The organism is Streptomyces sp. NPDC050743, assembly GCF_044456925.1.
Taxonomy (GTDB): Bacteria; Actinomycetota; Actinomycetes; order Streptomycetales; family Streptomycetaceae; genus Streptomyces.
Genome location: NZ_JBITGJ010000074.1, coordinates 13,606 through 39,913, shown reverse-complemented (window position 1 = coordinate 39,913; position 26,308 = coordinate 13,606). Strand labels below are relative to the sequence as shown.

General features: G+C 69.0%; 29 protein-coding genes and 2 pseudogenes. 12 read left to right on the top strand and 19 right to left on the bottom strand.

Annotated features, from left to right (window positions below):
- Positions 1-983: SpoIIE family protein phosphatase (locus ACIBJF_RS40130; RefSeq protein ID WP_399181552.1), on the top strand; the 983-nt coding region annotated here is incomplete at its 5' end.
- Here ACIBJF_RS40130 and ACIBJF_RS40125 read toward each other — a convergent pair.
- The 5 genes and pseudogenes from ACIBJF_RS40125 to ACIBJF_RS40105 form a co-directional block, all read right to left on the bottom strand.
- Complete coding sequence (locus ACIBJF_RS40125; protein ID WP_399181551.1) at positions 963-1,328, bottom strand: transposase; 366 nt, start codon at positions 1,326-1,328, stop codon at positions 963-965. The two genes, ACIBJF_RS40130 and ACIBJF_RS40125, sit on opposite strands and share 21 nt — an antisense overlap.
- 1 nt (position 1,329) lies before the next feature.
- On the bottom strand, positions 1,330-1,656 hold the full coding sequence (locus tag ACIBJF_RS40120) for a hypothetical protein (protein WP_399181549.1): 327 nt from the start codon (positions 1,654-1,656) through the stop codon (positions 1,330-1,332).
- Positions 1,657-2,047: 391 nt separating this feature from the next.
- Positions 2,048-3,586 (bottom strand): ISKra4 family transposase, encoded by a 1,539-nt coding sequence (locus tag ACIBJF_RS40115; protein ID WP_399181559.1) that lies wholly within the window; start codon positions 3,584-3,586, stop codon positions 2,048-2,050.
- Between the two features lie 73 nt (positions 3,587-3,659).
- Complete coding sequence (locus ACIBJF_RS40110; protein WP_399181548.1) at positions 3,660-4,187, bottom strand: hypothetical protein; 528 nt, start codon at positions 4,185-4,187, stop codon at positions 3,660-3,662.
- Between the two features lie 608 nt (positions 4,188-4,795).
- Positions 4,796-5,047, bottom strand: a pseudogene (locus tag ACIBJF_RS40105) (IS630 family transposase); the annotation flags it as partial.
- Between the two features lie 279 nt (positions 5,048-5,326).
- Between ACIBJF_RS40105 and ACIBJF_RS40100 the strand changes: the two are divergent.
- Complete coding sequence (locus tag ACIBJF_RS40100; protein WP_399181546.1) at positions 5,327-5,773, top strand: hypothetical protein; 447 nt, start codon at positions 5,327-5,329, stop codon at positions 5,771-5,773.
- Positions 5,774-5,794: 21 nt separating this feature from the next.
- Here ACIBJF_RS40100 and ACIBJF_RS40095 read toward each other — a convergent pair whose 3' ends face one another.
- Both ACIBJF_RS40095 and ACIBJF_RS40090 read right to left on the bottom strand, forming a co-directional pair.
- Positions 5,795-6,217, bottom strand: coding sequence for a hypothetical protein (locus ACIBJF_RS40095; RefSeq protein ID WP_399181544.1), 423 nt, complete (start codon positions 6,215-6,217; stop codon positions 5,795-5,797).
- A gap of 362 nt (positions 6,218-6,579) precedes the next feature.
- On the bottom strand, positions 6,580-7,104 hold the full coding sequence (locus tag ACIBJF_RS40090) for a hypothetical protein (protein ID WP_399181542.1): 525 nt from the start codon (positions 7,102-7,104) through the stop codon (positions 6,580-6,582).
- A gap of 413 nt (positions 7,105-7,517) precedes the next feature.
- Here ACIBJF_RS40090 and ACIBJF_RS40085 point away from each other — a divergent pair, with 413 nt between their 5' ends.
- Both ACIBJF_RS40085 and ACIBJF_RS40080 read left to right on the top strand, forming a co-directional pair.
- Entirely contained in the window at positions 7,518-7,862 is a 345-nt protein-coding gene (locus ACIBJF_RS40085) for an STAS domain-containing protein (protein ID WP_399181541.1), read from the top strand.
- A gap of 92 nt (positions 7,863-7,954) precedes the next feature.
- A complete protein-coding gene (locus ACIBJF_RS40080) occupies positions 7,955-8,341 on the top strand; it encodes a hypothetical protein (RefSeq protein WP_399181539.1) in 387 nt (128 codons plus the stop codon).
- Between the two features lie 543 nt (positions 8,342-8,884).
- On the opposite strand, the gene ACIBJF_RS40075 is transcribed toward ACIBJF_RS40080, so the two are convergent.
- Entirely contained in the window at positions 8,885-9,007 is a 123-nt protein-coding gene (locus ACIBJF_RS40075; protein WP_399181538.1) for a hypothetical protein, read from the bottom strand.
- On the opposite strand from ACIBJF_RS40075, the gene ACIBJF_RS40070 reads away from it, so the two are divergent.
- On the top strand, positions 9,006-9,716 hold the full coding sequence (locus ACIBJF_RS40070; RefSeq protein ID WP_399181537.1) for a serine hydrolase domain-containing protein: 711 nt from the start codon (positions 9,006-9,008) through the stop codon (positions 9,714-9,716). The two genes, ACIBJF_RS40075 and ACIBJF_RS40070, sit on opposite strands and share 2 nt — an antisense overlap.
- Positions 9,717-10,533: 817 nt before the next feature.
- Here ACIBJF_RS40070 and ACIBJF_RS40065 read toward each other — a convergent pair.
- From ACIBJF_RS40065 to ACIBJF_RS40045, 5 genes are all read right to left on the bottom strand, one after another.
- Entirely contained in the window at positions 10,534-11,112 is a 579-nt protein-coding gene (locus ACIBJF_RS40065) for a TetR/AcrR family transcriptional regulator (protein WP_399181535.1), read from the bottom strand.
- A 442-nt stretch (positions 11,113-11,554) separates the two neighbouring features.
- Positions 11,555-11,911, bottom strand: coding sequence for an SsgA family sporulation/cell division regulator (locus ACIBJF_RS40060; RefSeq protein WP_399181533.1), 357 nt, complete (start codon positions 11,909-11,911; stop codon positions 11,555-11,557).
- 115 nt (positions 11,912-12,026) lie between these two features.
- A complete protein-coding gene (locus ACIBJF_RS40055; protein ID WP_399181531.1) occupies positions 12,027-12,410 on the bottom strand; it encodes a hypothetical protein in 384 nt (127 codons plus the stop codon).
- Between the two features lie 210 nt (positions 12,411-12,620).
- Complete coding sequence (locus tag ACIBJF_RS40050; protein WP_399181529.1) at positions 12,621-14,099, bottom strand: dihydrolipoyl dehydrogenase family protein; 1,479 nt, start codon at positions 14,097-14,099, stop codon at positions 12,621-12,623.
- Between the two features lie 323 nt (positions 14,100-14,422).
- Positions 14,423-14,893 (bottom strand): VOC family protein, encoded by a 471-nt coding sequence (locus tag ACIBJF_RS40045; protein ID WP_399181527.1) that lies wholly within the window; start codon positions 14,891-14,893, stop codon positions 14,423-14,425.
- 1,151 nt (positions 14,894-16,044) lie between these two features.
- Between ACIBJF_RS40045 and ACIBJF_RS40040 the strand changes: the two genes are divergently transcribed.
- Both ACIBJF_RS40040 and ACIBJF_RS40035 read left to right on the top strand, forming a co-directional pair.
- Positions 16,045-17,043 (top strand): NADP-dependent oxidoreductase, encoded by a 999-nt coding sequence (locus ACIBJF_RS40040; protein WP_399181558.1) that lies wholly within the window; start codon positions 16,045-16,047, stop codon positions 17,041-17,043.
- Between the two features lie 108 nt (positions 17,044-17,151).
- Positions 17,152-17,382, top strand: coding sequence for a hypothetical protein (locus tag ACIBJF_RS40035; protein ID WP_399181525.1), 231 nt, complete (start codon positions 17,152-17,154; stop codon positions 17,380-17,382).
- A 178-nt stretch (positions 17,383-17,560) separates the two neighbouring features.
- Here the strand turns inward: ACIBJF_RS40035 and ACIBJF_RS40030 are convergent, their stop codons facing one another.
- On the bottom strand, positions 17,561-17,914 hold the full coding sequence (locus ACIBJF_RS40030) for a hypothetical protein (protein WP_399181524.1): 354 nt from the start codon (positions 17,912-17,914) through the stop codon (positions 17,561-17,563).
- Positions 17,877-18,218, bottom strand: a complete 342-nt coding sequence (locus tag ACIBJF_RS40025) for a hypothetical protein (RefSeq protein ID WP_399181522.1) — start codon at positions 18,216-18,218, stop codon at positions 17,877-17,879. Before ACIBJF_RS40025 ends, ACIBJF_RS40030 begins: the two co-directional genes overlap by 38 nt.
- A gap of 351 nt (positions 18,219-18,569) precedes the next feature.
- Here ACIBJF_RS40025 and ACIBJF_RS40020 point away from each other — a divergent pair, with 351 nt between their 5' ends.
- From ACIBJF_RS40020 to ACIBJF_RS40010, 3 genes are all read left to right on the top strand, one after another.
- Positions 18,570-19,043, top strand: a complete 474-nt coding sequence (locus tag ACIBJF_RS40020) for a DUF1348 family protein (RefSeq protein WP_399181520.1) — start codon at positions 18,570-18,572, stop codon at positions 19,041-19,043.
- A gap of 444 nt (positions 19,044-19,487) precedes the next feature.
- A complete protein-coding gene (locus ACIBJF_RS40015) occupies positions 19,488-19,898 on the top strand; it encodes an ATP-binding protein (RefSeq protein ID WP_399181518.1) in 411 nt (136 codons plus the stop codon).
- A gap of 154 nt (positions 19,899-20,052) precedes the next feature.
- Positions 20,053-20,688, top strand: coding sequence for a TetR/AcrR family transcriptional regulator (locus ACIBJF_RS40010; protein WP_399181516.1), 636 nt, complete (start codon positions 20,053-20,055; stop codon positions 20,686-20,688).
- 352 nt (positions 20,689-21,040) lie between these two features.
- Here ACIBJF_RS40010 and ACIBJF_RS40005 read toward each other — a convergent pair.
- Positions 21,041-21,380, bottom strand: a pseudogene (locus tag ACIBJF_RS40005) (transposase family protein); the annotation flags it as partial.
- A 35-nt stretch (positions 21,381-21,415) separates the two neighbouring features.
- Between ACIBJF_RS40005 and ACIBJF_RS40000 the strand changes: the two are divergent.
- Positions 21,416-21,757 (top strand): NAD(P)H-dependent oxidoreductase, encoded by a 342-nt coding sequence (locus ACIBJF_RS40000; protein ID WP_399181557.1) that lies wholly within the window; start codon positions 21,416-21,418, stop codon positions 21,755-21,757.
- A gap of 171 nt (positions 21,758-21,928) precedes the next feature.
- Here the strand turns inward: ACIBJF_RS40000 and ACIBJF_RS39995 are convergent, their stop codons facing one another.
- Genes ACIBJF_RS39995 through ACIBJF_RS39985 form a run of 3 tightly spaced genes read right to left on the bottom strand, consistent with a single transcriptional unit; the run spans position 21,929 to position 24,847 of the window.
- Complete coding sequence (locus tag ACIBJF_RS39995; protein WP_399181515.1) at positions 21,929-23,143, bottom strand: MSMEG_0565 family glycosyltransferase; 1,215 nt, start codon at positions 23,141-23,143, stop codon at positions 21,929-21,931.
- A gap of 19 nt (positions 23,144-23,162) precedes the next feature.
- The gene (locus ACIBJF_RS39990) at positions 23,163-23,999 is read right to left on the bottom strand and encodes a carbon-nitrogen hydrolase family protein (RefSeq protein WP_385423687.1); all 837 of its coding nucleotides are present in this window, start codon (positions 23,997-23,999) and stop codon (positions 23,163-23,165) included.
- Positions 23,996-24,847 carry a carbon-nitrogen hydrolase family protein gene (locus ACIBJF_RS39985; RefSeq protein WP_399181512.1) on the bottom strand — a complete coding sequence of 284 codons (852 nt, stop codon included), beginning with the start codon at positions 24,845-24,847 and terminating at the stop codon, positions 23,996-23,998. The genes ACIBJF_RS39990 and ACIBJF_RS39985 overlap by 4 nt, the downstream gene beginning before the upstream one ends.
- Before the next feature lie 239 nt (positions 24,848-25,086).
- Here ACIBJF_RS39985 and ACIBJF_RS39980 point away from each other — a divergent pair, with 239 nt between their 5' ends.
- Complete coding sequence (locus ACIBJF_RS39980; RefSeq protein WP_399181510.1) at positions 25,087-26,307, top strand: IS110 family transposase; 1,221 nt, start codon at positions 25,087-25,089, stop codon at positions 26,305-26,307.
- Position 26,308 lies beyond the last annotated feature (1 nt).

Genomic DNA, 26,308 nt, shown 5'->3' with positions numbered 1-26,308 from the left:
CCCTCGTCGTCGGGGACGTGGTCGGACACGGCATCAACGCCGCAGTGACGATGGGCAGGCTCCGCACCGCCGTCCGCACGCTCGCGGACCTGGACCTGCCCCCCGACGAACTGCTGGCCTGCCTCGATGACACGGTCCGCCGGCTGGCCGAGGAGGACGCCGACGGCCCGGACGAATTCCCCGTGGTTCTGGGCGCTACCTGCCTGTACGCCATCTACGACCCGGCCACCCGGCAGTGCACGATGGCACGGGCCGGGCACCTCCCGCCCGCGATCATCGATCCCCAGGGCCGGGTCACCTTCCCCGACGTCCCCACAGGAGCCCCCCTCGGCGTCGGACTGGGCATCCCCTTCGAGGCCGTGGAACTGGAACTGTCCGAAGGCAGCGTGCTCGCGTTCTACACCGACGGCCTGATCGAGTCCCGCGACGAGGACATCGACGTCGGCATGCACCGCCTGGGCGCCGCCCTGGCGCAGCCCGATCAGTCCCTGGAAGACTTGTGCTCCTCAGTGATGGAAACCGTGCCGACTCAGGCAGCATCCGACGACGTCACTCTGCTCCTGGTCCGGATCCGCACACTCAACGCGGCCCAGATCGCCTCCTGGGACCTGCCGCTCGAGCTGACCGCCGTCCACACCGCCCGGCACCTGACCACCCGTCAACTCAGTGAATGGGGGCTGGAGGATCTCGTGCCCACCACAGAACTGGTCGTCAGCGAACTGGTCACCAACGCCATCCGCCACGGCGCCGGCCCGATCCGGCTCCGCCTCATCCAGCACCAAGTCCTGACCTGCGAAGTATTCGACAGTGGAGGCTCCTACCCGCGCCTGCGCCATGCCCGCATCATCGACGAGAACGGCCGAGGCCTGTTGATGATCGCCCAGTTGTGCCGCAGGTGGGGCTGCCGCTCCTCAACGGGGGGCAAGTGCGTATGGGTCGAACAAGACCTGCCCTCTACAGCCTCAGTCGCTCTGGCCGCTTAGGGACACCCCGACGGAGCGGGTCCCCTTCTTGATCACCTGGGTGTCGTCCAGGACCAGCGTCGCCTGCGCGTCGCCCAGTTCGGCGGCGATGTAGTCCTGGACCTCCGCGAGCAGGGCGTCCGCGTCCCAGGACGCCTCGCCGAGGAACTTCTGGATCCGGTGAGGGGTCGCGTGCCCGGCCCGCCCGGCCATGGTCCAGCCGTTCTTCCTGCCCGGGTCCGACAGCAGGCCCTCGACCAGGTCCGCGAACACCTCCCGCGGCTCCGGCCGCGCGAACAAGTGCCCCAACCCCGCAGTGAGCGAGGCGAGTTCCTCCGCCCACCCCTCCACGTGCTCAGGTGCCACATCAACCAGCATGACCATTCAACGACAGGAACGAGTTGATGAACGCCGCCAGCTGAGCCGGATCCCGCCGCGTCGAGAACGGCAACAACCCCCGGGCCGCCCCGCCGACCCCACCTTCTGCACCCGCGGAGACCGACGCCACCACGGACCGGCCGGCAGCCTGAGGCATAGTCAGTTGCTCAACCGTCTCGGCATCATGCGCCCGCAGCGCGGTCAGCAGCTTCGCCAGATCCTCATACGCCTTCGAGGCGAGCATCTCGTCCGGTTCCTTGCCCGGCCCCAGGAACACGGGCACCACCAGTGAAGCGGTCTTTCCCTCACCCGGCATCCGCCCTTCTCCACCGTACGGATCCAGGAAACGGGCGCTGTACGAGCCTGGTTCAGCGACCGCCGGGTGCGCCGAGGAGTCTTGCTGCCACACGCACCATCAACTGATGAGCATCCCATCAGGTAAGGGCCACATGGCGACCTGCTCCGTCACGCCCACTCCATGCCCAGCTCCCGGAGGGGCGTGACCTACCGGAGCCTGGCCCGAGACACGGCCTTCTGCCAGGGAGCATTCGGCGGATAGATCCATCCACCTCGTTGCTGCGCGCCCAACCGGACGGAGCGCCATCTCCATGAACTCGTTGAGGACCGCCGAGTCGACCAGGCCATCCGAAGCGCGGTCCACCGGCCCTTCGGCAATGGGTGCGGATCCTCTGAAGTGACGGTCAGGATCAAGCCGTGAGGCTGTACTTCCGCTGGTCGGGGCCGGGATAGAGGCGTTGATGTTCATGAGCCGCGTGGAAGGCCCAGTAGTTGTCGAAGTCGCCGTTCGTGATCAGTGCGCGGAGTTGGAGGACGGCTTCGGCGCCGTCGAGTCCCCAGCGGGCGCCGGTGATGTCGAGGCGGTCGGCGATCAGGTGGCGGCAGGCGCCCTCGACGGCGCCGGTGGCGATTGGCCAGCCGGCTGCGAGGGCGGTGTCGTAGTGGAGCTGATCGAGGTGGCCGGTGAGGTAGCGGTGGCAGGTGGTGACTGCCTCGCGGCGGGCGGCAGGAAGCCGTTCGGCTGCAGCCTGAGCGGTCATCTCGGTGGCGGCGCGGTCGGCATGTCCGGCGAGGATCGCGGTGAGTTTGTCCGCGGCCCAGGTCTCGGCCTCGCGGCTGCCGGGCGGATGGAAAGCATGTGCAGCCGTCCAGCAGTACTCGGCGACATGCACGAAGTCGAGCAGGACGTTGAGGCGGATGCCGCGGCGGGCGGCTTCGGCCTGGATCAGGTCGAGTTGGTGGCGGGCGCCGTCGACGAGCACAATCCAGTCCCGCAGATGCTGCGGGTCACGGGCCTCGGCCTGGTCGAAGGCGTCGGCGATGACCTGTTCCGGGGAACGGATCACTGAGGCGGTGCACCATTTGTGCTGCGCTGTCGGGCCCGGCCTGACCGGCCGGGTCTGGCTGCGGCCGCCGGGCGGATGAACGATGTCGTGCGGCCGGCGTGGGGCGGGCGCGGTGTCGAAGACGCAGGCCACGGTCGCCATGCGCTTGCGGTTGGCTTTCTCACCCGGGGCCAGGCGTCCGCGCCGTCCGGCTGCCGCGCTCTTGGCCGCGGCCCGGCGGGTGGCCTCGCGCAGTGCTTCGGGGCGCATCACCACGCCCTTGCCGTCGACCTGGATGACCAGCGGCATCTCCCGGGTGCACGGGGTGGGGATCTTCGCCGTGTAGTAGGCGGCGATGTCGACGGCGGCAGCGACCACCAGCTCTTTGAGACGGCGCTTGCCCAGTACCTTGCCGCACCGGCGCTCGATCGCGGCCTGGGCCTGGTCGAACGAACCGCGGACCGCCTCCAGGACCGCGAGCCGGGCAAGCCCGCGGGAGTGCCGGCCGATGGGCAGCGACAGGTCCGCATCCGCCGGGTGCACGTTGGGCACGCCCCGGCCGCGATAGGCGATCCGGGTCACCCGCACCGGCCCGAACACGCAGGTCAGCCAGCGGGGATGGTGTGTCTCCCGCCAGGTCCGCGGCTGGCCTTCCGGCCCGCGCACCGCCGGCTGCCCTGCGCTGATGCGGGCCGTCGTTTCTTCCATCCTCGCCCGCAGGTCGAGGTGATCCTGCATCAACTGCCGTAGCAACTCGCGTCCTTGCTGTTCGAGCAGCACCTCCAGCTCGTCATGAGCCATATCCCGCGCTGGGGCGCCGGCCAGCGTCGAGACGAGGCGTTCGAAGGCGCCACGTGAGGCGGCATACGCATCAGGCCCGGATAAGGCGTCATAGGGTTCCATCTGGGGCTCTTCTTCGGCTCTTCTGCGGTTCGTTTGGTTGGCACCTTCGAATCTACGGAGAAGAGCCCCTTGGTCACCGGGAGTTGGCCCGGTCGGCGTTCCCGTCATGGCGGGCGAGGGTGAACCGGCCCGGCGTGCCCTCGTCCAGCCAGCCCCGCTCCACCAGACGCTTCAGCTTCCCCCGCGTCCCCTCGATCTTCGCCGTCGTGGCCTCCAGCCCGATCCGCGGCACGATCTGCTTGGCCTGCAACGGACCCCGAGCATCAGCGACGATCTCCACGATGTCCCGGTACACATCCGGCAACACCTGAGCAACCAGGCCCTCCCGCCACGGCGGCACCGCCATCACACCGATACCGTGAGGCGTCGGCGCCTCCTTGGGTTCCGGCGCATCGTGCGCCTCTGCTTCCGGCGCTGCCTGGGCGGCCGACAACTCCGCCAGCACCTGCTCGACGGTCTCCCGCGTGATCTCCAACCGCGACAGATCCGCCCGGGCCTTCTCCAGCCGGACAGCCAACTCCGCAGCCTCAGCCTGGAGTTCTTCCACCCGCTGTCGAGCCGCGGCCTCCCGCGCCTGGAGCTCTTCCGGTAACGACACCACGGCGCCCCACCTCCACCTCGCCACGGTAGAAGTACGACGGCACCGACCACACGTCAATCAGCGTATTCCCAGCTCAGCTGTCCCTCGAAAGGAACCGCACCCTTCGAGGATCGACGCCACGTGGCCTTCTCGGCGGGACTCGCGGGCTTCACCACCATGGGGTTTGCGACCACCCACTCGATGCCCTGGCACGCTGACCCCGGGCAGCTGCTGGAACAGGGATCGTGGACCTGGGCGGTGGCGATGGCTGCTGCAACGGCAGTATCGGCCGGCACAGCGTGGCTCGTCGCACGGGCGCGTGGACATAGCCGCTGACGAGGCTGACCTTGCCGCTGAAGGTAGCGGCGTTGCTGGCCGTGGCCACCGAGCCGATCTGAAAGTGTAGTTACGGACTGTATCCGTGCGCGCGGCCATCTGACTCCCCGGCAGATGGCCGCGGATGGGGAGTTCCAACTGGCCACTGTCAACGCGGTTGTGGGACCTGGAGCTGCCTGACCAGGCCACAGCGATCAAAAGGATCTGTCAGGCCGTTGGCCGAGACCTCACACCGGAAGAACGCGGAGCATACCTCGCCGGCCAGAAGCCCGGCCCGGTGTGCCCCACCTGATCTAAGCGGCCTGCCTGAAGTTCTGCGCGTAATGCTTCGGCAGCCAGGGCGAGGACCAGGGTGCGGCTGTGGTCAGCATCTGGGTGGGTGAGCGTTGTCGGAAGAAGGCGTGGGCCTGGCGCTGGCGGCCTGGCCAGGTGACGGCGGTGTTGGCGAGGAAGGCCTTCAGTGCGGCCCGGATCCGCTCGACCGGGTTGTCGTGCGGGCTGTAGCGAGCGCCGAACAGCGGGCGCAGGCGGGGCTGGTCGGCCAGGCGGACGTACCGGCCGGATTTCGAGCCGAAGTGCCGCAGATTCGTGAGGGGGTATCTCAAGATCCGTAGCATCCGACGCACCGGCCAGGACCTTCTGGAACGTGATCTTTGACCACAGGTAGGAGTCGGCCGCACGCTCGGGGGTGCCCGCAGGGGCCGGTGAGTGGCTCTGCGCCACTGCCGAAGGGGGCCGCGCCCCGGCATGCGTGGTGCAAGAAGACAGACGCCTACAGCCACGTTCGGCATTCATTGAGCGCCAGCAGGGGAATGATGCCGACTATGGACGCCTGGGTGACGTTGCTCGCGACGGTTGTCGGTGCTGCCATCGCGATGCTGGGGCAACACCTCATGAAGCGCGCTGAAGACAGGACGCGCCTATCGGAGTTGCTCTTGGAGCAGTGCGCCTTGGTCGCTGCCTCTGCGGCAGACTTCGAGAATCGCATCTGGGAAGAGGCGGTCTTGGGCATGGACGACCGCGTCAATGGCTTCGACCTCGCCGCTCACAGGCGGTCGTCCGTTCGACTACAAATCCTTACTCGGGACCCTGCCTTGCACGCGGCACTTGAGGAGCTGAACGAGGCTGGCAAGCATCTGGGAAGCTACTGGCGACGAGGCGACGTGGACGACGACGAGTACACCAGGCGTTACAACCAGCACCACACCGCCATAGCCGAGTTCCTCGATGTGAGCGGCGAGGCGGTCCGCCGGCGCCTCACGTCGGCCTAATTAGCTCGAACCCTCCGCGTACTACCCGAGGTGTTCCGTGCAGTTCGAGCACCGCAGGATGCCCGGGATCCGCGGGTGCGCCTCGAGGGAGGTGGGCCCGCAGGTCGGGCACCGCGGCCCGTGCGGCACCGCCCCATCCGCCGTGTCACACCAGACGAATTGGGCGCCCTGCTTGTTCGGCTTGCTCTGGTGCCACCCGCCCGGGTCAGCCAAGTCGGGGTCCTCGGTCCGGACCGGCTGGAGCGTTTCGTCGTAGTGCCCAGCGAGCCGGCCGCGCGGCACCCGGCCCCAGAGAGCGTGCAGCATGGTCGCGGTACAGGTGCTCTCCACAGCCGCCCCGGCGTTGCACTCGGGGCAGGGCACCGGCTTGGGCTCCCCGTGGTAGCTGTCCCACTGCTGGTAGGCCGGACCAGGACAGTTGGCGAACACGCTTGCCGGGCGCATACTGGCATCGACCTCGCCGGTTTTGTCGCAGTTTGCTCAACATCGATGCAACACCCGGCGAGGTCCCCGTGTCATCGAAGCCGTAGCGCTCGGGCGACACTCCCGGATACCGCGCAGAACTTCAGGTCATCCGCTTAGCCGCCAGTGCGATCGTGGGACCTGCCCTGCGGTTCGGACGCAAGTTCGTACAGGTCGTCGGCCTGGGCTGGCACCGAGATGGCGCATGGCGAAGTCGTTGAGGATGGGCACCTGCCAGAGCAGAACACACGATCGTGTTCAGCACCCCTGGGGTAGCCATGACTCAGTGCCTGCGACGGCGTGGCATCCGGTGCACCATCGCGGACGAGGCGCCCTGGCCGGAGTCAGCCATCGGACGCCCCCAGCGCCGGGACTTCACTCCCGAGGATGTCCGAGAGTCCTGGCTCTGCCGTGGGATCAAGGGCAGGCCGGTAGTGGCGAATGATGTGCGTGGTGGCGTCGGCGACGGTGTGGCCCCACTGGCCGGCGGAGCCCACCGATGTGCCGGCTACCGGTTCGAGGTGGACTATCACCGGCAGGTCGGGCGCGTACCAGAGGGCGGGGTCGCGGAAGATGATCGCAACTGGGATAGGCGAGTCCGCCTTCAGTTCCCGTCGGTCCTTGCTCGCCTGTCGATCGCCGCCGAAGTTGCGCAGCAGGCGACCGTCAGCGTCCAGCAGGAATAGGGCAGTGCCGTCGGAGCGTCGGCGCAGCACGACCCGTGTCTTTAGCCCAACGGTGAGGAGTGCCGCCAACTCGGTGGCGTGCTGGTCGACGACCCCGCCACGCGAGATCTCCGCCTGGGCTCGGCGGCTCTTGCCGAACCATCGATCGCGTATCCAGCGGCTGATGGTGGAGCGTCGATGCACGGGAGCTCTCCCCTTGAAGTGACACAGAATGTTGCCGAGTCGCCCTCGGCCGCCGCGGGGCTTCCGCAGGTCGGCTGGGAAGGCTCAGCTGTCGTGTGACATTGAAGCCTCTCTGTGTCTCACGCGCCTGGCGTTCCGCCGAAGCACGTTCTCGACGGGCGGGAGGGGCACTGTCGTGCCGGGCTCATCGTCTGCACGAATCGATTCCCGGTCTCGCGGGGGAAGACCGCAGCCGCGGCTCTCTCGGGATCAGTGATGATCAGCCGGGCCATCACCGGTTCGCTTCACAGGTTTTTGCGGATGGGGACGATGTCGGGAACGGTGGGCCCAACCTCGCTGCGTGAATATTCAGAACGAATGTGCGCAAGGTATGCGCCGCAGCCTTGGCCCATGGCATGGCGGAGAGTTGGACCATGCAGCACGAATTCCAGATCAGTCACCGCAGCGACAGCGGCTGGACCGTCGTGGAGGTCTACGGTGAGGCGGATGTGTCCACCGTGCCGCAGTTCCGGGAGCACGTAGTCGAGCTCATCCAGGAAGGGGATCGCCGCTTCATCGTCGATCTGCTCGGCGTGACGTTCATCGACTCGACGGGGCTGGGCGTGCTCGTCGGAATCCTCAAGCGCATCCGCGCCTGTCGTGGCGAGCTGCGACTGGTCATCGCCAATCGGGACGTCCGTCGGATCTTCACGATCACGGGACTGCACAATGTGTTCCCCATTTACAACTCAGTCGACCTGGCGAAGGCCACACCCTGACCCGTAAGGAGAAGCCTGTGCCACCAGCCGTCCCTGAGTACCTGTCACCTCTGCGGTGGAGGTGGATCCTGTTTGCTACCCGCCGTCAGGAGGTGAGGTTCATCTACTGGCCGCCCCGGCAGCCGACCGGACACCGCCGCATCCGGATGTTCGACCGGAATGGGTACGACATCGGCGTTCTGGTGTGGAGGGTGTGCGAGGTGTGCCGCGTCGGCAGCATCGACAGGATCTCCATCCTAAGGCAGCGTCAGGGCCTTGGGCGGCGCCTGATCCGCCGTGCCCTCGCCGACGGCCCCGACTACGCCTGGCAGACCACTGGCCAGTTCCCGGAAGCCAGGCAGTTCTTCCCCGCCATGGAGCGAGAAACCGGCGTCGCTTTTCCCGAGTACGGCGGTGTGTGCGACCACTTCACGGCGCCGTCCGGTCCCAGGCTGCCCCCGGCGCGACGCCGTCCGCGGCCGGTTTTGGAACGCATGTGACGGCGGCTGCCCCGGCGGCCCCGCCGCGCGCGGCCTCCTCCGTGGAGGAGACCACCGCGACTACCGAGCAGCCGCGGAGCGCCCTCCTCGTATCCCGTTCAGGAATCAGCGACGGGTCACGGCACAGCCGGTCTTGTTGGCCCCATTCCCCAACTTCACGTTCGGCTTCTTGGCTTGTGAGCTGGGTGAGTTTCACCTGCTCTTGATGAACCGGCCGCGGGCTGTCTGGTCCTCGCCGAGTGCGCCGCCGGGTGACGTTGGTTTCGGTCACGTGCAAGCCCCCGCCTCGAGGCGGTCGCGCTGCCCGCGAGAGAAATTGCAAAGATCCACACCGTCCAAGTCAATCGTGTCGTCCGGATCCTCCTCGTACGGGGGCGACGACCTCAGGCCAGTGGTTCCAGTTCAACCGGGCAGCGAGCCGTTCGGCGTCCGTCCGAACCTCTGCGGAACTGTCCTCAGCATCCTTACGCTGCATGATGAACGCGTCCCACCCGGGGCGCGCCATGGAGCGGCGCCGCGCACGCTCGACCGGCCCCGCCACGGTCACGAGCTGATCCGGGCCGCGGTGGTGGCGAGTTGTTCTTGCAGTCGGGCGTGCCGGAACTGGTACACGGCCCCGGCCTGCCGGAGGACACCCCTGCGGTGGGCATCGTCGAGGAAGGCCATGAGCCGCCAGGGCAACTGGCCTGTCGCGCACAGCAACAGCCGGGTGGTTAGCAGCCAGCCCCAGGCGCTCAGGCCGATCGTAAGGGGGCCGACTGGGATCCAGACGGCCTTCGCTCCGGGCACCTCCGGCCGCTACTCCAACACCAACTACATCGTGCTCGGCATGCTGATCGAGAAGGCCACTGGCAAGAGCGCCGAGCAGGAGATCACCAACCGGCTCATCAAACCCCTCGGACTGCACCACACGTCCTTCCCGGACAACTCCGTTAGGATTCCCGGCCCGCACGCCCACGGCTACGTACGCATGAACGGCCCGGGCTCCCCACTCACCGACGTCACCGAGGAGAACATGTCGGCGGCGTCGACGGCCGGGTCGCTGATCTCCACCACCCATGACCTGAACCGCTTCTTCAGCGCTCTCATCGGCGGAAAGCTGCTGCCCCCGGCCCTGCTCCACGCCATGCAGGGCGTCAAGCCGCTGCCGGGCCAGTCGCCCTACGGACTCGGGATCGACCGCGTCACCAACGCGGCGTACGGCACGGCCTACGGTCACACCGGCGGAACCCTGGGATACACCACTTACAGCTACACCACCGGCGACCACAGCCGCCAGGTCACCTTCTCCCTCAACACCATGATCGACTCGGCGCAGATCAAGACGGCCGTGGACAAGGCGCTGACGACGCTGCTGAGCCCTCCCGCCACGTAGCATTAAGAACCCAAGCGTCGGCAGTGGCTCACAATTCAGCCGTCGCCGACACGAACTATGGGCATGGTGGTCGCTGAGGTCTCCGGGGCTGGTGGCGCATTTGGCTAGAAGCGAAGACGGTTGGCGCCAGCTGGTGGGGTGGCTGTACTTCGCTGCTGTACTGCGGCGGTCCCAGGGGCGCTGGCCCGAGCAGCTCGCGGGCGGACCTCGGCCCCCAGCGTGGTCAGTAGCCCAAGAAGTGAAGGGCCGGGTCTTTGACCTGCGGCCGTGTAATCGGTCAACGCTGTGACCTGCGGCTTAGCTGTCGTCGGTTGTCAGCGTTGGTCGTCGTTGAGCACCCTTTGACGGCCCCGGGACGGCCCGTCAACCGGTGATGTCAGGACAGTGGATGCTCGTGTGGCAGTGGCGACTTCACCCGCACCTGAGTACGACGACACGACCCGGGGCCACGGAACACCTGCTCACCCTCGACGGAAGGTGGATGTACGTCTCGGTCGACCCTCGGTCCGAGGCGAGCGACCTGGCCTTTGTCGGCAAGTACCTGGACGATCGGGCACCAGGCATCATGGTTGCCCGTCTGCCCATTCACCGTTGACGGGAAGTCATGCTGGACAGGGTCGTCCCGGGAGAGCATGTGGGTGACGTCGTATCGGCCGGCGTGCCTGCATCTTCGTCGGCCGCTTCCCAGTGGTCGCGATCCGCTCCCGGGTGTCGCGCGGCTCGACGCCGGCGACCTTGGCCGCCATGGCGAACTGGGCGCCGCTCCGCTCCTGCCGAGCGTGCGGGGCGAGTTCGCCGGTCCGTGTGCGGGACGATTTCAGCTGCTGCTCCCTTCGGCGTCGCTGTTCGCCGTGCTGGTCAGGAGCGCGCTGGCGACCACGTCGAAGATGTGGTCGGCGTGGGGCGCGAGCGAGCGCTGGTCGCCGAGCCAGGCGAGCGCTTCCACCAGCGCGAACAGATCGTCGCCGTCGATGTCGGTCCGTGCCAGGCCCGCGGCCTGGGCGCGGGCAAGGAGCCGGGCACCGGCCGCGCGCAGGGTGACGCACGAAGCGTGGAGTGCGGAGTCGGGGTCCGCGATGGCGGCCGCCATCAGCACGACCGCGCCCCGGTACTCGGTGGTCCAGCCGACGCAGTCGCGCAGCCACGACACGAGAGCATCGCCGGGCGAGTCGTCCGTCTCGAGGGCGTCCGCCTTGGCGGTCAGCTCGCCGAAGCTCGTGTGGAGCAGGGCATCGAGCAGCGCCTCGCGTGTCGAAAAGTGACGCAGCAGCGTGGCGAGACCGACATCGGCCCTGCGTGCGATGTCGCGCAGGGACACGTCGACGCCCTGCTCGCTGATGGCGGCGCCCGCTACTGCGAGCAGGTGGTCGCGGTTCTTCCTGGCGTCGGCCCGCATCTGTCCCCCTTGAGTATCCGGATCGGTGGTTCATGTATTCGGGTCAGTGGTCCAATTACATGGATCACTGATCCGGATAAGAGTATCGTGCAGCGCGGGCAGGGGCGAGCCGCTCCCTACGGCCGTCACTACCGTCCGTGCTGATGCGTCAATCGACGCGGAGTGCGCCCTACGGCCGAGGTCCCTGTCGAGATGGGGACGGCCCCTCCAAGCACAGGCGAGGGTGCTTGCTCGCGGCGCGCCGGAGGATGGCCTTCTGGACAGTTCGTGGCGCGGGCGGCGGGCGGCAAGGCGAGTGCCTTCCGCAGACCCGGGATGAAGCTCATCGGCGACATCGCCTTCAGTGCCAACGACGAGCGCTGGCCTTACCCGGCAACCTGCCATCACGGGGCAACTTCAGGTGTGACACGAGGTCTCTGACGGCGGTCTGGACGTCTTCTCGTCAGGCTGTCCCGTGTAGCAGCCGGGACAGTCCGGCATTCAGGTCGATGCCGTCACCCTCCCGCCCGGACGGCATCAGGTGGTAGGTGCGCTCCAACCACTGCGTCACCACTGAGAGGGAGGCTGTGAGGTGGGCGGCCCCGTGCGGAGGGGACAGCGCGAGATTCAGCACGGCATCCGGCCCTGTGCGGGTGGGCCAAAGTCGCACGTCCCCTTCTCCGCTCGGCCGGAGTACGCCCTGCGCCAGCAGATCGCGGTCGAACGCCCAGGTGACCGGTTCGTCGGTATCGGCATAGAAGACGATGTGCACGGCATAGGGGTCGTGCGGTTCGTACAGGAGACGGGTCGGCACCTTCACCGGCTGGTCCGGCGTGAGCGTGAGCCGGCAGCCGGCAGCGGTGCACCCACACCCTCCGACGTCGGTGCCCGCGCGTGCCCGGGCACATGCACATACCTGTCCTGTGCTCCGAGGGTCAGCGGGAGGTGTGGTCGTTGAGCCCGTGTGCCTTGGCACTCACGGTGCCCCACTTGTCGGCGTTCCAGCGGTGGAACTGCTGGCCGTCGTAGGAGTGCCGCTGGCGGCCGTCGTTGTGGTGCCACTTGTGGTCGTTCCGCTCCCACTTGGGGTGGCTGTCGTAGACATACAGGTCGCTGCTGTCGCGGTCGATGCGATGGTTGCTGCTCTCGCGGTCGCGGTCGCTGTCACGGTCGCCTCCGCGATTGTCGCCGTACGGGACGGTGATGCTGGAGGAGTGAGAGGCGTGTGCAGTGCGGTCGACGGACGGGTCGGACGTCGCCGATGCGGTGCCGCCTACTGTCAGCAGGGTGGCTGCTGCGACAGCGAGAGTGCCGGCCATGGTGGTGGCCCGTCGTCCAACGTGTGATTCATGATCATTTTCCTTGGTTTGTGCCCTCTGACAGAGGGTCTGGCTGTGCCCTGTGAAGGTGATGGAGGGTCTGGCTATTGCCCCGAGAAGGAGGGGCGTCGGAGGTCCGTTCCTTGCCTGCGGACGGCCGGGTCGCCGGGCGCAGGCAAGGACCGCCCCGCATGCCAGCGGGGGGCTTGGTCAGCCGCGGTGGGTTTCCAGCAGTCGCAGCCAGATTTCGCCGAGGGTGGGGAAGGCGGGGACGGCGTGCCAGAGCCGGTCGAGGGGGACTTCGCCGGCGACGGCGATGGTGGCCGAGTGGACGAGTTCGCCGACGCCGGGGCCGGCGAAGGTGACGCCGGCGACGGTGCCCCGGTCGGTGTCGATGAGCATGCGGGCGTGGCCGCGGTAGTCCTCGCCGTACTGGTGGGCGCCGGCGACGTGGGCGAGGTTGTAGTCGACGACCTTGATGTGGCGGCCGCTGTGTTCGATCTCGCGGCTGGTCAGGCCGACGGAGGCGACTTCGGGGGTGGTGAAGACGACTTGGGGGACGGCGGCCGTGTCGGCGGTGGCGGCGTGCGCGCCCCAGGGGGTGTCGTCGACGGGCTCGCCGTTGGCGCGGGCGCCGATGACGGCGCCGGCTATGCGGGCCTGGTACTTGCCCTGGTGGGTCATCAGGGCGCGGCGGTTGACGTCGCCGACGGCGTAGAGCCAGCCGCCGTCGATGCCGGTGACGCGGAAGGTGTCGTCGACGGTGAGCCAGTCGCCGGGGGTGAGTCCGACGTTTTCCAGGCCGATGTCGCGGGTCTGCGGTGCGCGGCCGGTGGCGAGGAGGATCTCGTCCGCGGCCAGTTGTCCGCCGTCGGACAGGGTGATTCGCACTTCGCCGTTCTCGCGTGTCATGGAGGTGGCGGTGGTGTTGAAGCGGATGTCGACGCCTGCTTCGAGCAGCCCCTCGGTGACCAGGTCTCCTGCGAAGGGTTCCATGCGCTCCAGGAGTCCGTTCTCGAGGACGAGCATGGTGACTTGGGAGCCGAGGGCGTGCCAGGCGGTGGCCATCTCGACGGCGACGACGCCGCCGCCGACGATGGCGAGGCGGCCGGGCGGCTTGGTGGCGGTGGTGGCATCGCGGCTGGTCCAGGGGCGGACGGTGTCGTATCCGGGGATGGGGGGCAGGGCGGCGCGGGTGCCGGTGGAGACGGCGACGGCGTGCCGGGCGGTCAGGTGGATGGTGTCGCCCTCGGGGGTCTGCACGGCGACCTGCTTGGGGCCGGTGAGGCGGCCGTGGCCGCGTATGAGGTCGACGTCGACGGAACCCAGCCAGTCGACCTGGTCCTCGTCCTTCCAGTAGGAGGACATCTTGTCGCGGTGTGCGAGGACCGCGTCGACGTCGAGCGGGCCGGCGACGGCCGGGTCGAGTCCGGGTACGCGGCTTGCGTCGGCACGTGCGACGACCGGCCGCAGCAGCGCCTTGCTGGGGTCGCAGGCCCAGAACGAGCACTCTCCGCCGATGAGGTCGCGCTCGATGATCACGGTGCTGAGTCCGGCGGCGCGGGCGCGTTCGGCCACGTTCTCGCCGACCGGCCCTGCGCCGATGACGATCACGTCGTAGGCGCGGGTCGTCTCGCTCGTCACTGCTGCGTTCGTCACTGCTGTGTTCCTCACTGTGTCGTTCCTCATTGCATGTGTGCCTGGGCCGGACTCTCCACGGCCGCGGCCCCTTGCCGGCCGCGTTCGCCGTTGCCCGCCGCCGGACGGCGCCGGGGCCGCCGCACCGCACGGGGGAGGGGCAGTCACGGGCTGGGACGGCCGCGGCGGCCAGCGCGGCCCCGTGGCAGCCGGACCGCCGGGCGGCGGAGAGCACCCGCCCATGCGCTCGCCCGGCGGTCGGTGCCGGTCTTCGGTTTGGACCGCGAGAGGTGCTGGTCCGCACTGGCTGTCGTCCGGGCCGGGCACGGCCCGTAGCAGCTCTTGGACGGTGGCTTGGCGGCTTGTGGGGGAGGTCAGCGGCCGGGGAGGCGCTCCGAGATTTCCTGGAGCACCCAGCCGTTGCCGTCCGGGTCGCTGAAAGTGGCGAAGGAGGCGTAGGAGGCGCGCTCGGGGTGCAGGCCGGCCAGTCGCTCCTGGCCGGGGAGGCGGTGGGTGACGTCCCCGCCCTCGTGGCCGTGGAAGAGGCCGCCTGCGTCGTGGAAGATCTCGCTGACCTCGATGCCGCGGCCGGTGAGCTCCGCCCGGGCCTCCTCGATGTCGGAGACGATGACGTACAGGCCCTGGAACGAGCCGGGTGCGAGGGGGGTCATCCCCTCGCCGAAGAGGATCGAGCACTCGGAACCGGGCGGCGTGAAGTGCACCACCCGGACGTCCTCGCTGGCCTTGTAGTCGACGTCCAGGCGGAATCCGGCCTTCTCGTAGAAGGCCTTGGCCCGGTCGATGTCGGAGACGGGCAGCACGATCACTTCGAGCTTCAGTTTCATGGGGGGTGTCCTTGTTTCTTGACGTCGGTGGATTACGCCCAATGCGTCACCGGTTCAACGGGTGGTGGTCGCGGCCGGGGCCTCGTTGCCTCCGGCTGCTGCGGCGGACGGCGTGACGCCGAAAGGGGGTGGGTATCCGCTACGGTCCGACCTGAACCAATGGTCCGTTTTTCCGGATCACTGATCCGAATATATGGACCACCGATCCGGATAGTCAAGGGGGAGATGTGGGCTGATGCGTGAGCGGGGCGTCGGTGTGTCACTGCGCGAGATCGCGCGGAGGGCGGAGGCCGGGGATCGCGACGCTGCTGCGCCACTTCCTGACGCGCGAGGCGCCATCGAGGGCACCGAATCCGCACTCCCCGCCTCGTGCGTCACGGTGCGCGCGGCCGGTGTGCGACTCCTTGTCCGCGCCTGGGGCGCGGTCACGGCGCGGATTGATGGCGCCGACTTGTTTGCACCGCCGGCGGCGCTTCGCTCGACTCGGCGATCAACGCTCGCTCGCACCATGCGCCGACCGCCTCTTCGGTGTCCCGGCGGCTCGCGGTAGCTGCTGAGCCGACCCGAGGCCGGCGAGAAGCGGGGACCGAGCAAGGCGCCCTGGGACTCGAACTGTTCGTGCGTGCCGCCGGCGGCCGCTTCGCGGCGGTCGAGGTCCGTTCTCGGGGAGTGCGCGGCTCGATGCCGGCGCCTTCGACCGCCTTGGCGAACGTGGCCTCGAACCGCTCCCGCCGAGTGCGCGGCCCGGTTCGCCGGTCCGTGAGCGAGGCGGTTTCGTCTGCAGGCTCGAGGGTGACGTTCCCTGTCGGGTCCGGCGCTCCTTGCGGTTGCCGGAATCCTGCTCGCGCCAGGCCTCAGGCTTTCGGGGGTGACGCCCACGCGTGCCGAGCTGGGGCAGTGTCGCGAGTCCGGCGTCGGCCCTGCCGTGCGATGCCGCGCGGTGACATGTCGACGCCCTGCTCACTGATGGCGGTGCCCGCTGCGGCGAGCAGGTGGTAGCGGTCCGTCCTGACATTGGTCCGCATCTACCCCTCTTGACTATCCGGATCAGTGGTCCATATATTCGGATCAGTGATCCGGAAAAACGGACCGCTGATTCACTTCATTTGCCCCGCGAGAGACGCAGGAAGAGCGCTGTGCCAAAACAGACCATGAAAGCGATCCGGCTGCACGAGTTCGGCGGCCCTGAGGTGCTGCGCCACGAGGAGGCGCCGGTTCCCGCGCCGGGGCCGGGTGAGATGCTCGTGCGCGTGCACGCGATCGGCATCAATCCTCCTGACCGGTATGCACGCGAGGGGATGCCCGACATACCCCCCGAGATCAGGCCCGAGTTCCAACTCCCGCTGATTCCGGGGACCGACGTCTCAGGCGTTGTGGAAGCCGTCGCCGCCGACGTCAACGGCTTCGCGGTCGGAGACGAGGTGATCGGCCTTCTGCGCTTCCCCGCCCTTCTCCAGAGCAGCGCGTACGCCGAGTACGTCACCGCGCCGGCGTCCGATCTCGCCCGCAAGCTGGCTGGCATCGACCACGTGCACGCCGCCGCCCTGGTCATGTCGGGGTTGACGGCGTGGCAGTTCCTGATCGAGCTCGGGCACGATCATCCCTCGCCGTTCCAGGAGGCTCAGCACCGCCCGATGGCACTCGACAGCAAGAGCACGGTGCTCATCAACGGCGCTGCCGGTGGCGTGGGGCACCTCGCTCTCCAGCTGGCCAAGTGGAAGGGGGCCCGCGTCATCGCCGTGGCCTCCGGCGCCCACGAGGCGTTCCTGCGCGAGCTCGGCGCCGATGAGTTCATCGACTACACCAAGGAGCGGCCCGAGGAGGTCGTTCGTGACGTCGACCTGGTCCTGGACACCGTCGGGGGTCCCGACAGCAGGCGCTTTTTGCGCACCCTCAAGCGCGGCGGGTCCCTCTACCCGGTGTACTTCGGCCAGTTCGACGACGAGGAGAACGCGGAGCTGGGTGTCACGGTCACGGCCGTGTCGGTCCGCTCGAGCGGCGCGCAGCTCGCCGAACTGGAGAGCTTGGTCGACGCGGGGAAGATTCGCGTCGTGATCGACAGCACGTTCCCGCTCGCGGATGCCCGGGCGGCGCACGAGCGCATTGCCCGGGGGCACATCCGGGGCAAGGTCGTGCTCACGGTCGCTTAGGGACGAGCCGTCCCACCGACGCGTCCCGCGGTCGTCCTCAGGGCGCTGGTGGCCTTCGGGACGCCGACGCGCAGGCCTCGGGGCGCGGCTGGCGATCAGGTGGTCGCGATGCTCGCTGCGGCGAGCCGAGCGGACCCGTTCGGTCGGCTCGGTTCGCCGCAGGAGATCGCCGAGACGATCGCATCTCTGGGCGTCGTCAAGTTCTCCGCGGGCGGTGGGTCAGGTGGGTCAGGCCACCTGGAGCGGGTGTCCGGCGCTGGTCAAGCCGTGGAGGGCGTGGCGGTGGTGCTGGTGATCTGGTTCCGGGTGGTGAAGCGGTGCTGCATCTCGGTGCGGTAGTCGGTGGCACCGGGGCCTGAATCGCGGCGAGATCGCGCTGAATGCGGCGAGGAACCGTCGGGTTCTGCCGGCGGAGCGGACACCCTCACCGTCGCCCGCACGGCTACCGCACCGAGATGCAGCCCTCGGCCGGCTCGGCGTCGGTCCTCCCCGCCCTTCCCCAGGGCCTGCGCCTCCTTCACGAGCGAGGTGCGGGCCGGTTTCCCGGTCGCGGTCGCGGGAGTGCGGTGGTCCGCAGGACGATGCGTCGCGGAACCTTGTAGGCGGCGATGTGGTCCCGGCAGTAGGCGAGCAGCGTCGCCTCGTCGGTGTCGTGCGGTGAGGTGGTCCTGACGAACGCGATCGCCACCTGGTCGGCCTTCGGGTCCGCGACGCCGACCACCACCGCTTCCTCCACCGCGTCGTGCGTGCGCAGGAAGTCCTCGACCTCGAGCGGTGAGAGGTTGATCCCGCCGGTCCGGATCATCTCCGACGCCCGTCCGGCGTAGTGCAGTTCACCGTTCGCATCGAGGTGCCGCAGATCCCTCGACATCGAAGACGCCCCTGGCGGCGAGCTGCTCGAGGCTCGGTACCGACGCGAGCAGCATCGCTCGCGCCCGTTCCAGCGAATCGGCCGTGATGCCCGTCGACAACATGCGTTCGCCGCTCGCGGCCAGCGCCGCTTCCAGCTCCGGATCGAGCGGCGGCGGAGGCTGTCGCGCCGGTCGGCCGATCGGTTCGAGCAGCTCCCGGCCCGCGCCCTGGTCCATCTCCGCGATGTCCTGCAGACGGACCGCCCACGCAGCAGTCAGATCCTGCGCCAACTGGTCCCGGCCGTCCGCCGCCGCAGCCGTCAATGCATCCCGATCCCGGTCGAGGCGGGTCAGCTGATGTGTCTCGACTTCGGAGCGCCCCTGTCCGAGCCACGACGGTATCGAACCCCCGTGTCCGACCAGTTTGACCTGCTCTTTTCGTGCCCTGACCGCAGCCGCTTACCTCTGAGGCACTGCCTCGCCGGCCAGACATCGCCGCACAGCAGCCCGACGGGCCACGTTCGCCGACCCGATCCGGGGCGCGCCCCTCTTGCGTGAGAACCGTCGTTCTCGTACAGTCGAGACTCAGCGAAAACGGTCGTTCTCCAGGACGGCCCGCACCCGGCGGAACCCACGCCCGCCGACGGCAATACGGCACAAACCCAAGGAAACAACATGACTGACCAATCACGTCCTCCGTTCCCGCCGTTCACCCGGGCGAGCGCCATCGAGAAGGTCCGCCTGGCGGAAGACGGCTGGAACACCCGGGACCCGGAGAAGGTCGCCCTGGCGTACACGGTGGACTCGCGCTGGAGGAACCGCGCGGAGTTCGCCACCGGCCGCGACGAGATCATCGCCTTCCTCACCCGCAAGTGGAACCGGGAGCTGGAGTACCGGCTCATCAAGGAGCTGTGGGCCTTCGACGGCAACCGCATCGCCGTGCGCTTCGCCTACGAATGCCGTGATGACTCGCACAACTGGTTCCGCTCCTACGGCAACGAGAACTGGGAGTTCGACGACAACGGCCTGATGCGACTGCGCTACGCCTGCATCAACGACCTCCCCATCAAGGAGTCGGAGCGCAAGTACCACTGGCCGCTCGGCCGCCGCCCCGACGACCACCCCGGCCTGAGCGACCTCGGCCTCTGACCGCCCGGGCCGCCCCGTCCGCCCCGCGCCGTGAATCCGGTCCAAAGGCCGGGTCCACGGCGGGCCGGGGCACGAGGCCGCATCCGCAGCAGAGACCGTCGCGTATGTCAAGGTCGGTTCGGCGACGCCGTCATCCACTCGGTCGGCTTGAGGCCGGATACGGCGAAGCCCGACCTCTCCGAGGCGGTTCGGCCGCCACGAGCGCCGCGGGACCGCCTCCTCGGCCCGGCCACCGGCCCAGCCTGCGGCCACGAGTAAAGAAGCCACAGAATGTAAGCCTCCCGACGCGGAGCCTGGAAAGTTCAAGGGTGCGTTCCCATGCCCCTCTCTCAAAGCGCAACGCAACTGCCGCCGACGGCTCTGTGCGCGTCCGGCGAGTCGTCCCGGACGGCTGTCGAGGCCGCTGTGCCGTCCTGTGTTCGCACGGACATGCACCGGCACGGCGTGATCGCCGTTCCCGCCGAGGAGCGCTGGGTACGCACAGCCCGCCGCTTCGCCGTGTCGCTGTTGGCCCGATGGGACGTTGCCCTGGAGGATCGGGACTCCGTCCTGCTGATCGTCGGCGAGCTCGCGGGGAATGCGGCCCAGCACGGCCGGGCCGACATGATCGTGGGCCTCACCTTCGAAGGCCGAGCCGTGTGCATCGAGGTTGCGGACTCCGGCGCCTCGGCATCCGTGCCCCACTCTCGCCGTCCTGATGCCCATGATGAGCACGGCCGCGGCGTGGGCATCGTCGAATACCTGGCGGACTGGACCGAAACACGCGAGGAACGGGGTCACCGGCGGGACCGCGCCGGTCTTCGCGTCGCCACCCTGCCGGCGGATGTGCCCCGGGCAGGACTTGCGCTCGCTTGAGCGGGCAGCAGGCGGCGGGCAGCGGGCAGCACTCCCGGCTCCGATCCGCGCAGGTCGTCAGAGGGGCGACCTGGTCCGCACGGGGGAATACACCTTGTCGCCTGGCGCGCTGTACCGTGGGAGAACGGGCGTTTTCTCAGATGAGGTGATCAAAGTGGAACTCGAAGCGACTGAGCAGCGGATTCTCGACGCTGCCGAGGATCTGTTCTATCGCCAAGGCATACAGGCGGTGGGAATGGATGCGATTCGCACCGCCTCTGCCGTGCCCCTCAAGCGCTTGTACCAGATCTTCCCTTCCAAGAATTCCCTGATCGAGGCGTACCTGAGGCGGCGGGACGCGAGGTGGCTCCGCGACCTGGCCGACTACGTGGACACCTACGACGCACCCGCACAGCGGATTCTGGCGGTCTTCGACTGGCTGTTCCTCTGGTTCAACGAGCCGGACTTCCGCGGCTGCGGCTTCATCAACGCCTTCGGCGAGCTGGGAGCGACCTCGCAGGAGGTGGCAGATATCGCGAAGTCTCACAAGGACGCCTTCCGGCGCTATCTCGCCGATCTCGTGGCCGCCGCAGACGCGCCCACTTGGCTGACCGACCAGCTCGTCCTCCTCGCCGAGGGCGCCATCACCACGGCGGCCATCTCCGGGTCCCCGGAACCGGCCCGGCACGCCAGGGATGCCGCGCGCGTCCTGCTGCCGGTCGCTCACGCGGCAGCATCACCGCTGCCGGAGCAGGCGGTCGCCTTGGCTCACAACCCGGCTCCCGTTTCCCCCGGGGATACCACCCGGTGAGGTCAGGCAGCCTGGCCCTGCCCGGCTCGGAGCAAGGACCGCTTGACCGAGGGCGGTGATGCTGCGCAGCGGCCACAAGGTGCTGAGTGTGGCGCCGCGGCCTGTTCGCTCAGTGTCCGGAGCGGGCGCGGGAGATGTTGACGGCACGCTGACCGGCAGCCGGGGCGTCGATGATCGGCGCGGGTACGGACCGCCTTTGCGCGTAGCTTTCCGGTCGCGGGCTGCCGACACGCCGAACCCGCAGAGCCCCGGCGGCACTGCCGTGGTCTGCTCACGTGCGACGTTCCTCAACCAACCTGGCCGATCTCGTGGCGGAGCAGGCCCGGGCCTCTGCCTCCTCAGCGCGAGCACCTGTCGCGTACCGGTAATTCTTGCTGGAGGTGGCGATGCTACGGTCGCGGGTGGGCACCAGGGTGCCGTCGACGATGTAGACGGTGTCCTTGCGCGGCCGACGGGCCGGCGAAAGGGCCAGCAGAGGTGCGAGGTGATCGAGGATGCGGTCGGCCGCCGACTTCGAAACCCCGAACAACGGTGCCACCTGCCGCAACGTGAGGTTCGTGCGCCAGTACGTCGCCATCAGCAACACCCGATCCTCCAGTGGTAGCCGCCACGGCCGGCCGCGCTGCACGTCACCGCCCCGACGCCACCAGCCTGGCGAACTGCGACTCGGTCAGCCCAGAGAACGGCTCGATCCACTTCGGATCATCCCTTCGCCGAGCGCAAGGAGCTGATCGAGGAGATCGAAGCCGCGGACGCCCTGCTGGTCGGCGCTCCGATGTACAACCTGTCGGTGCCCTCCAACCTCAAGGCGTGGATCGACAACGTGGTGGTGATCGGGCACACGGTCATGGGCGCGGCCATGGTCAAGGGCAAGCACGTCATCGATTTCATCGTCCCCGAGCTGACCCTCGCGCCCGTGGACCCGGCCATGCACCACCTCATTCCCCTCTTCGAGGCGTCCCGCGACCGCGTCCACGAAGAGGCCGCCCTCGCGAGGAGGGAGCCGCACGCTCGCGTCGCCCCGACGGTGGTCCGCCGGCCCGGGCCTCAGATCCAGGTGGGCACGTGACCTTCCGCGCGGCGGGCACCGAACCCGCCGTGGGGCAGGACCCCATCGATGGCGCAGAGGTCGGCGTCGGTCAGGGTGAGGTCGGTGGCGCGGGCGTTCTCCTCGACGCGCTTCGGGCTGCGGGTGCCGGGGATGGGCCGCTTCCTCGGCGCCCGAGCCCAACTTGCCCTTCTATCGAGTCCTGGAGCGGCTGACGCCGAAGGCGCCGCTGTCCGTGTCCGCGATGGGCAGGATGTTCTCCGAACCGGCGTCTACGGGTACCGCGACATCCGAGGAACTGGACAGGCGCGTGGCGCCACTGTCCGCAGAGAGGGGCAGCGTGCGGTAGAAGTCCAGGTGGCGCTGGGCTGCAACGTCCCAGGTGTGGCCGGCGGCGAGCTGCTGGCCCCTTTCGCGGAGTACGGGGTCGCCGTTCGCGAGCGCCGCGCCGAGTTCGTCGGCCAGGTCCTGGGGCGTGGCGGCGAAGCGGGCCGCAGGGCCGAAGACCTCGCGCAGGACGGGCAGGTCACGGACGACCAGGGGGACCCCGGCGGCGAGGGCCTCCATCGCGGCCAAGCCGAAGCCTTCCTTGACGGAGGGGAACGCGAAGGCGTCCGCGGCGGCGACGAGCGGCGAGAGATCCTCCTCGGGGACCTGGCCCAGGACGACCGGTTCGACGCCGAGTTCGGCCGCGCGGTCCTCCCAGCGGGCGCGGTAGTCGCGGTAGTCGAAGAGGGTCTCGCCACCCGCGATCACCAGCTGCACGTCCGGGTGGTCGGCACGCAATAGCGCGTACGCCTCCAGGAGGTCCAGGGAACCCTTGCGGGGTTCGATGCCGCCGACGGTGAGGACGTAGCGGCCGAGGCGGGTCCGCCAGGCAACGCGGGCCGCCGGGTCGGTGACGGCGAAGCGGTCGTACGCCACGCCGTTGGGTATGACCTCCGCCTTCAGGCCCCAGCCCTGCGCGAGTTCGTCGGCGACCGAGCGTGAGACGCAGATGTGGGCGTACGGCTCGACGATGGCCCGCTCGTGGCAGGAGGCCAGCTCGGGCGTGGTGAAGTGGTCGAGGTGGTGGACGGTGCGGACGCAGCGGCCGGCCGCGTTGGCGCTGATGCAGTCCTGGGCGTGGACGACGTCGTACGGGGTGGGGTCGAAGGCGTCGCGGAGGGTGGCGATGGAGCGCAGGATGCGTTCCCCGACGGTCTCCGCCGCGGGTCCGTCGGGGAAAGGCACGATCCGTACGCGCACATCCGGGTCGACCGCGCGGAAGAAGCCGTCGTCGCCGCCCCGCCCCAGCGACCAGACCGTGACGTCCTGCCCGACGGCGGCGAGCGCCTCGGCGAGGGCGAGGGTGTGGACGACGCCACCACGGGGCTTGGTGGAGTAGCTCAGCAGGGCGATCTTCACGATGGGTTCTCCCGGTACGTCACGATGGGTTCTCCCGGTAGGCCGCCGGGCGGCGCTCGTCGAGGTGGCGCAGGACGCGGCGCGCGCGGTCGATCTCCTCGGACACGTCCACTTCCGCGACGGCGAGGCCGGCCTTGGCCCAGGTGCGGGCGAGGATGTCGCCGCCGGGGCCGACGACCTTGGACTGGCCGAGGAAGCGCATGCCGCCCATGGCGCCGGTCTGGTTGGAGGAGGCGAGGACGACCTGGTTCTCGGCGGCGCGCGCCTGGTCGTACAGGTCGAACAGCTTGGCCTGGCGGTCCTGGGCCATGCGCGGGGCGCGGTTGGTGATGCTGGTGGGCCAGGCCGAGAGGCAGGCGAGGATCTCGGCGCCGTCCAGGGCGAGGGAGCGGGCGGACTCGGGGAAGGTCTTGTCGTAGTCGATAAGCATGCCGAGGCGGCCGACGGGGGTGTCGAAGGCGTCGAAGCGGTCGCCGGGTGTGTAGGCGGCGGTTTCCCCGGCGGGGAGGTGGACCTTGCGGTGGCGGCCGAGGATTCCGTCGCCGCTGACGCAGACGGCCGCGTTGTAGTGTTCGTCGCCGCCGTCCTCGCAGTAGCCGACGCAGATCACCATCTCGGCGGCCAGGCGGGCGACTTGGAGGATCAGCGGGTCGTCGGGCTTGAGGGCCGGGGGAAGCGCTTCCGGGTCGGGGTGGCGCAGATCGGCGAGATAGCCGCCGAGCGCGGCGTCGGGGAGCACGAGCAGCCCGGCGCCCGACCTGCGGGCGTCATCGATGAGTTTGGCGATGCGGGCCAGGTCGAACTCCAGGTCGCGGCCGAAGTGGGCGGCGGCGGCCGCGATCCGGATCGTGCTCATGCGCTGACTGCTCCTGCGTATGTGTAGGTTTCCGGGCGCCGGTCGCGCAGGTGGCCCATGGCGCGGCGGGCGGTCTCCAGGGCCTGGGCGACGTCGAGTTCGGCAACCGCCAGGCCCGCGCCGACACCGGTGTCCGCCAGTATTTCACCGCCGGGGTCGACGACCTTGGCGCTGCCGACGAAGCGTAGCGACCCGAACGTGCCCGCCTGGTTGGCGGAGACCCACACGATCTGGTTTTCCAGCGCGCGGGCCCGGTCGAACAGGTCGAAGCGCCGCTTCCAGCGGTCGCCCGCGAGATCGGTGGTGGCGTTGGTCCGCGCGCCCGGCCAGGCCGAGACAACCACGCCGATCTCGGCACCGTCCAGCGCGACGGCGCGCGCCGACTCCGGGAACGCCTTGTCATAGCAGATCATCATGCCGATCCGGCCGACCGGCGTGTCGAAGGCGTGGAAGCGGTCGCCGGAGGCGTAGCTGGCGTCCTCGCCGAGCGGCTGGTGAACCTTTCGGTGGTTGCCGAGAACGCCGTCACCGTTGACGCACACGACGCTGTTGTAGCGCCGTCCGTCCGTGCCGGCCTCGCAGTAACCGGCGACGACGGTCATCTCGCCCGCCAGCGCGGCCAGCCGGCGGATCTCGGGGCCGTCGAGAGCGAGCGCGGGCGGGCCCTCGTCCAGCGCGGTGTCGTTGTCGAGGCTGAGCAGATAGCCGCCGAGACAGGCTTCGGGCAGCGCGAGCAGGCGTACGCCGTCGGCCCGGGCCTCCTTGATCAGCCGCTCGGCGATGGCGAAGTCCTCTTCGAGGTCGCGGCCGAACTCGGCGGCGGCGGCCGCCATGCGAAGGGTGCTCATTAGAGGACCATCCCTTCTGCAGCCCTCACGAGTAGGGTTGTGGCCTCTCGGTCCCGGTGGGTGCATGGCCATGGGTGCGAGCCGCTTGACGGCCTGCGTGAGTTCCGCCAGCCCCGCCGGGCCGAGGCCGTCTGATCGGCTTCAGGGACACGCCCCGCAGAGGGCCGATTAATGAGCTCCCGGCAGACGACCTCACCACCGGGCAGGTGCTCCTCGAACCGCCTTGGAGTACGACGCACGTGTTCATCGGATGGGACTGGGCGACCGAGACCCATGACGTGACCGTCATGGACGCCACCGGCAAGCGCATCGACCGGTGGGAACTCGCCCACACCGAGGAAGGGTTCGCCAAGACCCTGACCCGGCTGCGCAAGCACGGAGACCCGGCGGATCTGCCCGTGGCCATCGAGACCAGCCGCGGTCTGGCCGTCGACCGACTGCTCGCCGCCGGCCACCCCGTCGTGCCGGTCCACCCCAACGCCTTCAACGCGATGCGGGCGCGCTGGGGTGCCTCCAAGGCCAAGACCAACGCCGGCGACAGCATGAAGCTCGCCGACTACTTGCGCACAGACGGGCACATGCTGCCCCGGCTGGAACCCACCGAACAGGCGACCCTCGGCCTCCAGGCCCTCACCCGGCAGCGCGCCGACCACATCGAGGCCAAGGTCGCCGCCGTCAACCAGCTCGCCGCCCTGCTGGACGAGCACTGGCCCGGTGGCAAGGCTGTCTTCTACGAACTCGACAGCGACATCGCCATGGCCTTTCTGGAGCGCTACCCCACCCCGACCTCCGCCGCCAAGTTCACCGCCGGACGCCTCGAAGCCTGGTGCAAGCGCCACGGGTACTCCGGGAAGAAGCCCGGCAGCGTCCTGATCGAACGCCTGCGCTCCGCCCCGAAGGCCGCCTCCCGCCTCAGCGACACTGTCGTCGAACAACTCGTCCGCGTCCAGGTCCAGCTCGTGCAGGGCATACGCGCCACCATCCGCGCGCTGGACAAGGCCATCACCACAGCCACCGAGACGCACCCCTACGCGCCGCTCTTCGCCACCATGCCGCGCATCGGCAAGGTCAGCCTCGGGCAGATCATCGGCGAGATCGGCCCGATCCTGGAACGCGCCCAGACCTGCGAACAGCTCATCGCCGAAGCCGGCGTCGTCCCGGTCACCCGCGCTTCGGGCAAGGCCCGCACTGTCTCCTTCCGCTTCGCGACCAACCGCAGAGCGCGTCTCGCGCTGACGACCTTCGCCGACAACAGCCGACACGGCAGCGACTGGGCCGCCAAGATCTACAACGACGCCCGGGCCCGCAAGAAGCGACACCCGCATGCCATCCGCATCCTGGCACGCGCCTGGCTGCGCGTGATGTGGGCCTGCTGGCGCGACGGCGCCTGCTACGACCCCGCCGTCCATCAAGCCAACAGCAAGATCAACACGACTGCCGACGCCCCTCTGGTGGCATAGA